Consider the following 12,419-nt stretch of genomic DNA (forward strand, 5'->3'; position numbering starts at 1 on the left):
AAACTACTTTTTGAAAATACTTCTTGTATAACAATGGTTTTCCGTTATCAGATTTATAAAGTAAATTCCAGGGAGAAGATCTCCTCCAATAGTTAGTTCGTTTGATTGAATGTCTTTTGTATGAAAAATTTCTTTTCCTTCTGAATTTACCAATTGCACACTTAGAAGTTTTTCCGGTCCATTAAATGAAATTGTTAAGTCTGATAAAAATGGATTAGGGAAAATATTTAACTGATTATTATTATCAATTTCAAGGATGTAGCTTACAGTGCTTACAGCAACAGATATTGTGTTTGATTTTGAGGTTTGACCTAAGTTATCTTTAGCAATGGCAAAAATATCATATTGACCGTCTTTAGATTCTGTCCAGATAAAGGAATAGGGAGCCTGGGAGGTTGTTCCTATGAGTTTAGATCCAGAATAAAACTCAACACTAGCAATGCTACCATCAGAATCATTTGCAGTTGCTTTAATATTGATTGAAGCAGGAGCATTGAACACACTATTATTGACAGGTTCTGTAATTGAAATGAATGGGAGAGCATTAACATGTATTTGTAGAGGAGATGAAACTGTAGTTGCGCCTGCATTATCAAATGCCTTTGCCGTGATTATATGGGCTCCGGCAGGCAAATCGGTTAAAGAAAAACTATAAGGTGCTGTTGCATCTGTTCCCAGAAGGGTAGATCCATCATAGAACTCGACTTTTGTAATCGATCCATCAGGGTCAGAAGCAGTGGCATTTATGATAAATGATGCGGGGGCATTGATTATCGGGCTATTCGCGGGACCTGAAATAGTGATCACAGGAGGAAGATTATTAAGCTTGTAAAGAAAGAAATCATCACCACAGGCACTTCCGTTGCCCGACTGCTTGTACCAGAATACTATGGCACTGGTATTAGAACTTCCTGTAGTAAAGATCACTGAATCTTTAGTGAATGACGTGCTGCTTACACTTTTGGTAATCTGATTTCCTCCATAATTTTTGACTCCAAACATTGCTGTTTCTCCTGATGTATTTACTTTTCCATATCCTCCGAATACGTATCTGGTGTTGGGCTCGACGGTAACTGTTCGTTCAATACTAACAGGGTTTCCTGATAATTTGACACCATAATTACCGGACCTTTTGCAATCTGTAGTTATAGTTGCATTGTTCCATGGTCCCCAGGGAGCAAGGCTTCCGTTTTCAAAGTCAAAATTTGCTGATTCATTTAACTTCCAAACCCGGACCCAGTCACATTGGTATATGGCTGGCCATTGGGCATTGGCTGGTGGAGTAGGAGCCCAGCCATCTATTGCCAGATTAATTAACATATACATGTTTTTACCTTGGGCGGCTTCAGGCCTGTTGGTATAAGAATTAAGCAGCTGTCCATTGAAATAAAATTTCAGGTAAGTAGGCCCCCATTCCACTCCATAAGTATGAAAGCCTTGTGATTTATCTGGTCCGGAATGAGTACTTCCAAATGATTTCTCATTTTGCCAGTCAGGGCCATAGTGATAATAATAATGATGTACTTTGCGGTCTTCCGGAATTTCCAGAATGTCAATCTCAGGAGGCCAGGCTCCATCAGCATTCAGTGTCCAGAATGCAGGCCAGGTTCCTAGTGTGGACGGGGCTTTGAATCTTCCTTCAATATAACCATATGTTGTCTCGAATTTTCCCTTTGAATGAATAGCTCCGCTGGTATAATCAAAGCTGAGGTAACCAAAGCTTGGGTATTTATCAGTTCCAGCAGGGGCGCTTGGATGCCGTTTATTTATTGCTTTTATACTAAGCATTCCGTCTTTGACCGTGACCATTGAATCCGTCATAAATGCTCTGTGATTATGAGTATTTCCCCAGGGATAGTTATAGCCCCATTTGGATTGATCCAGCTTAGTGCCATCAAAATTATCTTCAAATACAAGTTTCCAATTGGTTGATGCCCCAGGTGGTTGAGCATTGGAAAACTGAAAGAATAAAAAATTGATTAAAATCCATATAGAGCAGTTTGTCCTGTTCATAATAGTCAGATCTGTTAGGTCCTGATACATTACAAATTGGAGGGCAAATGGTAAACTGATTATTTAAAAAAAGTGCGATAGGAGCGGTTATAAAAGAAAAAAGCCCCCCGTAAGTCGGGAGGCTTTTTACATTTAAAGATTTCAGTTTATTCAACTACAACTCTTACATGTTCAGTACCTTTAGCGCCTGTAAGTTCAAGCATGTAAATGCCACGGGCAACATTTTGCAATGGTAACTCTTCTGTTAAACCAGAAAGTGTTTTTGTTTTAATAACGTTTCCTGTCATATCCATCATAACAGCTTTATTATAAGACATCTCTTCCTGTCTGATATTGATAAGTCCGTTTGCAGGCATTGGATATACTGTTACTTTACGTTCAGCTTTTGCAGGAATTGATGTAATAACTTCGAAAGCTTCGAAAGTCATGTTATCAATATTTGCATCTGGTCCGTCAAATACCAATCTTATTACTTGCTTTCCTTGGCTCAGAGCAATAGGCTGAGTAGTTTTCAGAGTGGTGTAAGTTTGCCATCCTCCTGTTGAAGCAAGAGAGAAATCGGAGTTTGGAATTTTTTGCCCATTCACTTCCAGATGCCATTTTCCTGTAGCACGCTCTGATGCAGCTCTGAAGCTAACATGATAAGTGCCAGGATACTTTACATCTACCGTGTAGTTTAACCATTCTCCTGTTGATGTATAACCAACGTTCCAATTGTTCGTAGAACCTCCGGCAAGTTCGGTGAAAACTTTGTCTCCTGGTCTGTAGCTTGATGCGGGCTGTCCTTCAGTTATATCATAATATCCTACACCTTGTCCACCTTTATCGAAATTTTCAGCTTCAATAGTTCCTGGGATAGGATATGGAGTTCCTGAATAAGCATTACCATCACACTCAATCTTGCCGGTATTCCCTCCAACACATACGCCGCAAAGGTCAATAAAGGCAGTACCTCCAGCTACACCATTACAATCGCAGCCATCTTCAGGTACTCCACAGCCGCATTTTCCAGGTTTGGTTTTGTTTGGGTCTTCAGGACAAAGATCCACATCAACATATTCTTCACAACTTACAGCTTTAGTCTCGTCATATCCAAGGCTAAAGTTATCAATAGTCCATGTTCCAGTAAAAGGAGGTCTTGAATATACTCCGCTTACATTTGGATTTACCCAAATTGTTATTTTAGTTACTTTAGAAAAGTCAAAAGTGGTTCTGTCATAAGTATCTTCCTTTGGATCACCATTGGTTCCAGGTGTTGCAGGAGGGGTTCTTTTAACTCCATTGGTGAAGTCTGCCACTATAGTTTTAGTGGTGCCATTCACTGGAAGAATGAAACGATTATAAGACCCCAATGCTGTAGCATTGATGCTCTTTTCATTGGCATCAACCAGCTCGATATACAATGCAATATCATTAGCTGAATAATTTGTTTTCTGGAAACTTACATCAAACTTAAGCACCGCATTGGCACGTAGGTCGATAGGAACATGGGTTGTAGCATTTAATTTTCCGAAATCAAATCCGAAAGTAGAGTAGTTCGGGTCAGCATTTACAGAGGTGATTACAAGTTTTTCGTTCTGAATTACTGCAGAATAAACTGTACTTCCTTCTGATGGTTTTTTCCAATATGTAAAATATGGTACTGTATCTTTTGAGAAGTCAGTTCTTACATATGCTTGTTTGGTGTTATATCCCTGACAATAGTTGGTGTTGAAAGTATTGGTAACAGGGCAGCCATAAATGTTAAGATTAGAGCCTGTAGCATTAGGACAAACAGGTGGTTTTGGCGTAACTGGTATAGTTACAGAACCACAAGCTGTATAATTTTTGGTTTTTCTTAGTTCATCATAGATAAGTTTTCCTGAATTTCCTGAATTGTCTGTTCTGAAATCGATCCATGATTCTCTGATACAAGAACCTTCTTTTAACAGAGAAGACGATTCGTTTTTGTCGGAAAACTGCCAGTTAGCCCAGCTTATTTTATTCTGCTCTAACAAGGATAACCAGTCTCTGGAATTGCCAGAATCTATATTACCAGCGCCACTTGCTTCAGTTGTTCCCCACTCTGAAACAAATACAGGAAACTTAGCTGAAACTGCATCTCTCAAATAGTTTTTATACTGATTATGAGCACCACTTCCGGCATAAAAGTGAAGCGTATACATTACGTTCTTTGCATTATTTCCGGATAAGGGATTACTTCTGGCCTGATCGATTCTGCTGCTCCATTCAGGAGTTCCGACAAGGATCACCGCATTTGGGTCATTGTTTCTTATTGCAGGAATAATATCCTCAGCATAAGTTTTAATCTGATTCCATTGTGTTCCGCCATTTGGTTCATTACAGATCTCATAAATGACATGTTTTTTGTCTTTATATTTGCTGGACATCAATGTAAAAAAGGCCTTTGCTTCATTTTGATATTTTGAAGGATTTCCATCCTTTAGAATATGCCAGTCAATAATTACATAAATTCCGTATTTTTCAGTAAGACTTACCATTTTGTCGATCCACTGATAATAAAATTCTTTATTGGTTGACTGGGCAAAACCTTTTGTAGCTCCATCGCTATTTTCAGTATAAAGAGCAAGTCTTAGAAGGTCTGCCTTCCAATCCTGAGCAATTGCTTTAACTGAAGATTCAGTATAACATTCCTGATGAAACATCACTCCATGGGTGCTTAATCCACGAAGTTGTACAGCTGTTCCACATTCATTGACCAGTTTACCGTCAGTTACACTTAACCTTCCGTTCATGGAAAGCGGTGTCTGAGCCCATGAAAGCACTGCCATTAACAGCAGGAAGTGCATTACGAGTAGAGTTTTTTTCATTTTTTCTGTGTTTGATTTGAGTATGTGAAGCCTAAAGATAATAAAAATATCAAAAATCCTAAATAAACATGGCTAAATGCAATTGCTCTTTGTGGTTATATTTTTTAGATTGAAATACTCTAAATTCATTCCTGGCTTGCGTTTTAGATTTATTTGATACTATTTAGATATTGTTATTTAAAAGAAAAATTTTAGAATAAATGCTTCGGGATTGAATAGTCTTTTTAAAAGCACAAGCCTTTGACTTATTATAAAAGGCTTGTGCTTTGATAGAAAGTATTTGAAAGAATTCTCTTTTAATTAACTCTACTTTGTCACAACTAAGTTATTAGTTTTCTGCGATTTTCATTCAATGGTTTTGATACTTTGTTTAAGAGATCTTGCAGTGATAAAACCTTTTGAGGTAATAGTTTAATAATAATTTTGCAAAGTATGGGAGTAGTAGGTTGCATTCCTTCATTTCTATAGAGTTGTTTTTCTATTTGGACAAGTAATAAAGCCAAGGATGTCATAGCCATGTGTCTATGCCACCCTTTATAACCTCTTATTTGATATTCATTCATCCCCAATTGCTGTTTGGCTTCCTGAAAAGATCTTTCTATAAAATATCTTTGAGCCTGCATGAAGGCAAGCCTTTCCAATGATTCATTTATTGCATTAGTTATAGTATACCTGATGGTTCCGTTCTCATCTTTACGGATTAATAATATAACATTCATTACAGATCCATCAGCTTTCTTTACAATATTTGCGGGGCAGGAGAAAAACTTAGCTTTTACATTTTTTCCATTATTGTTCTTTCTCAATATAATTTCTCTGTAATCGGTTTCCTTGATTTGACTGGCAATTTTATTAACAACTATCGACCGACCTTTAATTATTTTTCTGGTTGATTTTCTTCCCCTCTTTCCAATACTGTTAACAGGTTGTAAAACTTTTGGGAGCTTTAAATATACTGCATGGTCATTAGGAATATCGGCCGCAAATGTGATAGAGAGATCCTGTAAAGAAAAAAGTAAACTAGAGTCTCTTCCGTAAAAACTATCAAAACAAACCCACTTAAATGGAATTTTAAAAACTGTTTTTACTCTGATTATAATTTCCAGAGCTATTTCTATTTTAGTCTTATAGGTTTTATCTATAGCAGGTATGTCTGTTTCTTTTATATCGATCCACTTTTGCGGTAAAAAGAGAACAGCCAAAATAAGACAGTATAGATTTCTGCAGATGAGACTAGCAAATACTCCAACTTGGCAATTGGCTAGTTTTCCGAGCTGTCCGCAATACTGATGTGAAACACCTACAGACTTGTTACCTTTTTTAGGAAAACTACTTTCATCAATTGCTAAGCATAAATCATTCTTCCAGCTTGAAGGAAGTATGCTGGTAAATTTAGAGGCTATTAGCGAAAAAAGTTGATTATAATCCCAGGGACTATTAGAAATAAAATGATTTAAAGATTGTTCGTGGCAGGAAACTTTCTCACTTATACTTTGACAGTTTCTTTTTTCAGAGAGAAAAAGGCCATTAAAATATTGATCACAAATCTGATCTGAAGAACTATTGTAAAGGGTGAATACTGACTTAAAACATTCTACAAAGGCCGTTAGCCGGCCTTCAAGGCCTTGCGCAAATGTAGTTTTCTTGTCATATTTGCTATTATCTTTTAAAAAGCGAGGGGTGGTTTTTCTTGTCAATTAAAAACCCTTCGCTTATTTTTTTTACAAAGATATTATAACTTATTGAATATCTATATTTTTATTGTGACAAAGTAGAGTTAATTAGACCGCCTTAATTTTGAATTTACTGCTTTTGATGCAACCTTTATGTTTCACCTGGACCCAAATAAAGTAGTCTCCTGGTTTTGGAAAGACATAAGGAAATATTATTTCACTAGTATATTCTTTTTTTAGTCTCATAAGACTAATAGTCTGTTTGTCAACAATACCACTGGTTTCCAGGCTTGTACTTAGAGAGTCAGACAGATATCCACATATTGTTACATTGTCATCTATCTTTTGTGCCAGTGCATATTGCGAAGCCATTGAAATGGTCCCCATTGGATGCAGGTGAATAAAGACAGATGCATCATCTCTCATCACTACCGCATGTCCAGCCATTCCCAGATAAGGTTGGAGATCAGCAGGCTTACCTTCTTCCTCCGTACATTTAAATGAGATCTTTACTGGTTTTCCTGAAATAATTTTGTCCTGATTAGTTACTTTTATTTTGAGATTGTCAATTACAGAAATATCTGAGCTGACTGGAACATCTCCAGCAAAATCATCTTTATCTGTAATCGGTGAATTTATATTTTCCGAAACCAGTAAAGTATCCGTAAGCGTTTCAGCCATCCCGTTTGAATGGACTACTTCAGCAAAAACAAAATATTTTCCTTGATTCAGAGTTGGTAAAACGCTTGTAAAATGAGATGAATCCTTTTGTGTCGGATGAAGGTGGGCAAACTTATTTCCTTTGGTATCGATGAGAAAAAGGTGCATTAATTTACCATGATCAGCAACCAAGTCGTTGGTTTTTCTTTCTAGCCATGATGGATTCACGATATCAAGGTGAAGGATATTTTTTTCATTATCTTTTTCTATATAAGAATTTAACTTCAGTGGTTTGAACATGTTTTTTTTATAATCGCTTTCTACTTTTCCCCACCAGTTATTGGCAAATATGAGTAGGGATACAATCGAAATAAAAGTAAAGCTCATTACAATAATGGAGGTTCTTTTCCCTTTGTGGGAGGACAATGCTCCATGAGGAATTGTTGATTCCCTGATTGCTGCTCCTATTATTGTGACAAGTGATAAAATTAAGAAGAGGCCCATAAGCTGGAGCCCGAGACTTGTGGTTTTGTTCATGACTCTGGTTGCTGTTGCCACAGCAGGCACAGGAACAACTGTGGTGCCTATTCCTTTTATTCCTTCTATTGAAATTTTAACGCTGGAAGATCCGAAGGTCATAAGCCAAAGACTACCTTCAAATAAATGGTCAGTTCCGTCCACCTTTCTGATAGCATCCTCCTTAGGGGCACCTGATGATCCATATTGATAATAGATTGGTTGTATTTTAATACGGCTTATTTTTTCACTTCCTGCATCTACCAGTACCTTGGCTATGCCAGGTACTACATCGGGAGGTTGTATGGTTATAAGCACAGGATAAGGACCTGCATTACCCTGATATATTATATCCGGACTTCCTAAATGAGCATGCGATTTCAAACATAAAAGGAGCAGTAAGAAAGTTAAATAATGTTTCATCTTTGAACCCTCCTCATCCAGTTACCCCATTTTAAACCCAGGTATGAAAAGACTATGGCATATAATAATGCGATCATAAATCCTGTATAGTATTGTATCGTTGTTCCTGGATACTTTATAAATTCAAATCTATGTGGCGCATTAGGATCCTTGTAGTAAGGCAAGGCATGTGTCTGGAAAATCCAATTGCGGGACATTGGCGAGTTAAGAAAATAAGAAAAGAACCATTGTGCTACAAATAGGGAAACAAAGAAAGCAGAACCGCAATATGCTGCCTGAATAAAAATATTTTGCGTGCTGATTCTTTTATAAAGCTTATCAAGGATAAAGCCTGGTATAATTAATAGCAAGGGAAATAGCAAGGGGACATAATGTTTTATAGGATTAAGAATGGGAGCAAGCTTCGGTTCAGCCGGAAACAAGGGGAATATCCATAGGTGAATGAGCAATATGAGCGTATAAAGGCCAGTAATGCTTGTTGCAGGATAACTCAATCTTGATCCACGCATAGTAGCTGTAAGGGGCATTATCAAAACTGAACAAATCAACTGGTAAAAAAGTGGGTTATGCATTTTGGTATTGCCTAATTCCTCGATAATGAATATATACATTGCAGTAAGGAACAAAGATGCCGTATAGGCAAAGCTCCATCTGAGCATATCATTATTAATCGGATTAATATTTTCCCTTTGATTTTGAAATGATAGGACAGTAAGCATTGTTCCTATGAGAATACTTATAATTCCGGCAAAAAGAAGTGCATGAGGAGGACTTAAAATTTTCACATCAAGTCCATATGTATTATGCCACCAATCATCAAATGGAGCCGATGTGAGCATTGAAGCAGCTCCCCATATACAAAACAAGGTTCCCAGAGGTGCTTTCATTCCCCAGAATGACACACTGCTATTTCTGTCTTCTGCTTTCTTACTGAGGGTTACCATTAATAATTTAATGATAGATCCAATTCCAGTAACAAGTCCTCCTAAATAGATTGCGAGGTGAGGAGGAGAAAATAAGCTGTCTCTGCCTATACTCATATGCCAGCAAATATCCCAAAGCACCCCTGTCATAATGCAGGTCACTCCTAAAATTAGGAAGAATGTATATACTGAAACAGGCCTTCTTCCCTGTTCAGATTTATTTAGTGGTAGTTTAAATATTGGAGTAATTGTTTCCATATTAGTTCTTTAAAAAATGAGTATATGAAAACAGGAATAATCTCAGGAAGTTTAAAAAAATGAAATACTTCCTTTTTTTTTAATTCTTTGTTATAGTATAAAAAGTCTTTAAGCTACATAAAGTAAAACTAGCTTAGTTCATTCTATCTAAGTCCTGAAATGTATTTATAGTAAAAAATGTCACCCAAATTTACATTCTTTTATTGCGGATTGTGGATGATAACATTGACTTACATTTTATAACCCCAATAATGAATAGCTTAAGATCAAAAAAAAATTATTTATTATTGATATAGTGAATAACACCATTTGCTGCTTCTGATCTGTTTGGCTCAGCTTCTATATATTCTCCACCTTCGTTTTCAAAATGAATAGGATGTTGAGAACTTTGATAGACATAAGAATATTTAGCCTTATCTTTTTCTACTTTTTTATCAGGATCAAGCATTGGTATACTTTTTAAATTATATAATAAAAACGAATAGAGTCTCAGGAAAAGTTTCAATAAAATAACATGTTATAATCAAGTAATGATATTTTTTTCTTCCAGAAGATACCATAAAAGTTTTATTATATGTTTATAAAAAGAAACTTAAGGGACTTTAAGATTCGTTTTAAAGAAAAGGAGGCAATTATGGGAAATTTATTATATATAATAGCTGTAATCCTGTTAATAGGTTGGCTTGTCGGATTCTTAGGCTTTGGCGATGCAGTAGGAGGTTTTATACATATATTGTTAGTTTTAGCTGTTGTCTTTTTCCTTTTAAGGGTTATAAGAGGAGCTTGATCAGGTTTTATAAAATCAAAGAAGATAAACAGCAATAAGTACTCTTATCTTCTTTGATTTTGTATTTATGGGTAAAAAACAAAACTTATCTGTCCATTTCTTTCAAGATAAATCTTTTCAATATTTTTAAGACTTTCTGAATGTGTTTGCAATCTTATTGCTTCAAGTATATCGTCTTGGGAGATATTGTTTTTTTTTAATGTTGCATCAATAAAATTCCCATTCTCATAAAGTAAATGTGGGTTTCCTTTGACCTGGTGGCCAAGGGAATGGTAATAAAGAGTCATTTTTGAAAGAAAATAATGTATAGTAACGAGTATAGAAGAAGTAATGATCGTTGGTATAAATTTTGCGCTTCCGACAATAGATTTAGCTAGTATTGCTCCAATAATGATACTTATAACAACATCAAAAGTGCCAAATCTGCTTAATATTCTTTTGCCTCCTAACCTTATCATGAATATTGCGAGGAAATAGATGACTATACCTCGGAAAAGCATTGCCCACCATGTAATTTCAGATTGGTTAGCTTTAAAGAGAAGGTGAATGATGTGATCCATTTATCTTAAAATCATTACCAATGATTTTTAATACTTCAATAAAGTAACTTTCAGAAATAAATAAAGTTTATTTTGATCGTAGGATTTTCTATTAAAAAAGACTGAGTTGATTTGAACCTTTATCCTCAGGCCTTTTAGATTTGCCAAATACAGTCATCCCACCATATTTATGAGCATTATTTCTTTCCATTTCAATAATCTTATCGAAGTTATCATTAGGAATAAATTCTTTTTCTATTTCAGATGAAATTTGTGATAGCTTTTTTATTGCTTGATCTTTTTCAGTACTTCCAAGCCGGGCTTTTTCTACAGCGTTTTTCAGTGTTTCTATTGTTTCATCATATACTTTGGTTAAAACAGGAAATGGATGTCCATCCTTACCTCCATGAGCAAAAGCAAATCTTGCAGGATCTTTAAACCGAGAAGGTGTACCATGTATGATTTCGCTGACCAATGTCATAGACTGTATAGTTCTTGGTCCTAGATCTTTAAGGAGAATAAGCTCTTCGAAATTTCTTACTTCAGTTTCATGAGCAAGAGCCAGCACGCTTCCAAGTCTTTTTAAATTAACATCCGTTACGTTGAGCTCATGGCGGAGTGGCATTATGAGCTTCTTAATTTCATTCATCATTATGCGCGGTTGTTCCTTGGTTAGTTCCAAAATCCCGTTTCTTGCAGGAGCCGCTTCTTTATCTGTCAGGTTTAATATCAATCCCTGATTCTTGCCATAGATGCTTGTATGAGGTTCTTCTTCAAATGATTTTATGCTTGAACTATGCCAATGATATCTCCTTGCCATTTTGTTATGTTCGTTCATCCCTTGCTGCACTACAGCCCATTCACCGGAGTTTGTAACAATAAAAGAATGGAGATATAGCTGGAAGCCATCCTGTATCGCATTATTATCAATCTTTGCTGTGAGTCTGCTGCATCTTATCAGGTCTTTGGAATTCAAGCCTTGCTTTTCGGAGATTTTTAATAATTCGTCAGGCGTGTTTCTTGAATATTTTCCTTTACCTCCGCAGATATAAATTCCAAGTTCTGAAGATTTAGGATTAACAGCTTTCTTTAACGCTCCCATTACAGATGTTGTAATACCAGAGGAGTGCCAATCCATACCTAAAACAGCTCCAAAAGCCTGGAACCAAAAGGGATCGCTTAATCTTTTCAGAACTTCAGAGGTACCATAATGGTAAACCAAAGATTCGATTATTGCGCCTCCTAGTTTGGCCATTCTTTCACTAAGCCAATATGGTACTTGACCACCATGTAATGGAAGGTCGGCAGAACCCGAACGTTTCATGAAATAGTCAGTTCAGTCTTTTGTGGTTGAAGAATATCTTTGTATTTAAAATTACTAAAGAGAAATAGCAGGAAAAAGTAATTCAAAAATTAAAAATGTCTCTTTCTTTTACCGTTTTTTGGTTTTTTATAAAGAGAAGCCGATGGCTGGTATTGTTCTAGTTCTTTTCTTTTATTTTTTACACTTTTAAGATGTTTTTTAGTCTCTCTGTTGCTTTCCTTTTGCCAGGTATGATTTTCACTGTTAAGTGTTTTAGCAGAAGTCTTTTTTTCAGAACTGCATGCAGAAACCAGAACTATCCCCAGTGAAAATAAAATTAGTGTTTTTCCTATAAATTTGAAATAGAGAAGGTTCATGGCTTAGGATATTTTAGTTCATCTTCATATTTTGTATGTTGCTGACAATGCTTTTGAATGATTCAAAATTATGATTTATTTTAATACTTGAATGTAACTTTATTCAGTTGGCCGTT

At 36.0% G+C, this 12,419-nt stretch carries 10 protein-coding genes; 1 reads left to right on the plus strand and 9 read right to left on the minus strand.

Annotated elements, in window-relative coordinates:
- Positions 1–3: 3 nt before the first annotated feature.
- From MYP_RS25270 to MYP_RS26150, 6 genes are all read right to left on the minus strand, one after another.
- Entirely contained in the window at positions 4–2,043 is a 2,040-nt protein-coding gene (locus MYP_RS25270) for an Ig-like domain-containing protein (protein ID WP_052430287.1), read from the minus strand.
- 116 nt (positions 2,044–2,159) lie between these two features.
- The gene (locus tag MYP_RS25275; RefSeq protein WP_052430288.1) at positions 2,160–4,844 is read right to left on the minus strand and encodes a cellulase family glycosylhydrolase; all 2,685 of its coding nucleotides are present in this window, start codon (positions 4,842–4,844) and stop codon (positions 2,160–2,162) included.
- Between the two features lie 320 nt (positions 4,845–5,164).
- Entirely contained in the window at positions 5,165–6,541 is a 1,377-nt protein-coding gene (locus tag MYP_RS16665) for an IS701 family transposase (protein WP_045465786.1), read from the minus strand.
- A gap of 84 nt (positions 6,542–6,625) precedes the next feature.
- Positions 6,626–8,116, minus strand: coding sequence for a hypothetical protein (locus tag MYP_RS16670; protein ID WP_045465790.1), 1,491 nt, complete (start codon positions 8,114–8,116; stop codon positions 6,626–6,628).
- Positions 8,113–9,297, minus strand: a complete 1,185-nt coding sequence (locus tag MYP_RS16675; RefSeq protein WP_045465793.1) for a hypothetical protein — start codon at positions 9,295–9,297, stop codon at positions 8,113–8,115. Before MYP_RS16675 ends, MYP_RS16670 begins: the two co-directional genes overlap by 4 nt.
- A gap of 277 nt (positions 9,298–9,574) precedes the next feature.
- A complete protein-coding gene (locus MYP_RS26150; RefSeq protein ID WP_156140690.1) occupies positions 9,575–9,745 on the minus strand; it encodes a hypothetical protein in 171 nt (56 codons plus the stop codon).
- 186 nt (positions 9,746–9,931) lie between these two features.
- Between MYP_RS26150 and MYP_RS16680 the strand changes: the two genes are divergently transcribed.
- Entirely contained in the window at positions 9,932–10,084 is a 153-nt protein-coding gene (locus MYP_RS16680) for a lmo0937 family membrane protein (protein ID WP_156140704.1), read from the plus strand.
- 65 nt (positions 10,085–10,149) lie between these two features.
- Here MYP_RS16680 and MYP_RS25280 read toward each other — a convergent pair whose 3' ends face one another.
- The 3 genes from MYP_RS25280 to MYP_RS16695 form a co-directional block, all read right to left on the minus strand.
- On the minus strand, positions 10,150–10,644 hold the full coding sequence (locus MYP_RS25280) for a DUF421 domain-containing protein (RefSeq protein ID WP_052430289.1): 495 nt from the start codon (positions 10,642–10,644) through the stop codon (positions 10,150–10,152).
- 91 nt (positions 10,645–10,735) lie between these two features.
- The gene (locus MYP_RS16690) at positions 10,736–11,947 is read right to left on the minus strand and encodes a DUF763 domain-containing protein (protein ID WP_045465798.1); all 1,212 of its coding nucleotides are present in this window, start codon (positions 11,945–11,947) and stop codon (positions 10,736–10,738) included.
- Positions 11,948–12,036: 89 nt separating this feature from the next.
- A complete protein-coding gene (locus MYP_RS16695) occupies positions 12,037–12,303 on the minus strand; it encodes a hypothetical protein (RefSeq protein WP_045465801.1) in 267 nt (88 codons plus the stop codon).
- Positions 12,304–12,419 lie beyond the last annotated feature (116 nt).

The organism is Sporocytophaga myxococcoides, from assembly GCF_000775915.1.
GTDB lineage: Bacteria > Bacteroidota > Bacteroidia > Cytophagales > Cytophagaceae > Sporocytophaga > Sporocytophaga myxococcoides_A.

Coding starts and splice junctions, on each gene's coding strand:
- MYP_RS26150 (WP_156140690.1), bottom strand. CDS start 9,745: ATGCTTGATCCTGATAAAAAAGTAGAAAAAGATAAGGCTAAATATTCT.
- MYP_RS25275 (WP_052430288.1), bottom strand. CDS start 4,844: ATGAAAAAAACTCTACTCGTAATGCACTTCCTGCTGTTAATGGCAGTG.
- MYP_RS16690 (WP_045465798.1), bottom strand. CDS start 11,947: ATGAAACGTTCGGGTTCTGCCGACCTTCCATTACATGGTGGTCAAGTA.
- MYP_RS16670 (WP_045465790.1), bottom strand. CDS start 8,116: ATGAAACATTATTTAACTTTCTTACTGCTCCTTTTATGTTTGAAATCG.
- MYP_RS16675 (WP_045465793.1), bottom strand. CDS start 9,297: ATGGAAACAATTACTCCAATATTTAAACTACCACTAAATAAATCTGAA.
- MYP_RS16680 (WP_156140704.1), top strand. CDS start 9,932: ATGGGAAATTTATTATATATAATAGCTGTAATCCTGTTAATAGGTTGG.
- MYP_RS16695 (WP_045465801.1), bottom strand. CDS start 12,303: ATGAACCTTCTCTATTTCAAATTTATAGGAAAAACACTAATTTTATTT.
- MYP_RS25270 (WP_052430287.1), bottom strand. CDS start 2,043: ATGTATCAGGACCTAACAGATCTGACTATTATGAACAGGACAAACTGC.
- MYP_RS25280 (WP_052430289.1), bottom strand. CDS start 10,644: ATGGATCACATCATTCACCTTCTCTTTAAAGCTAACCAATCTGAAATT.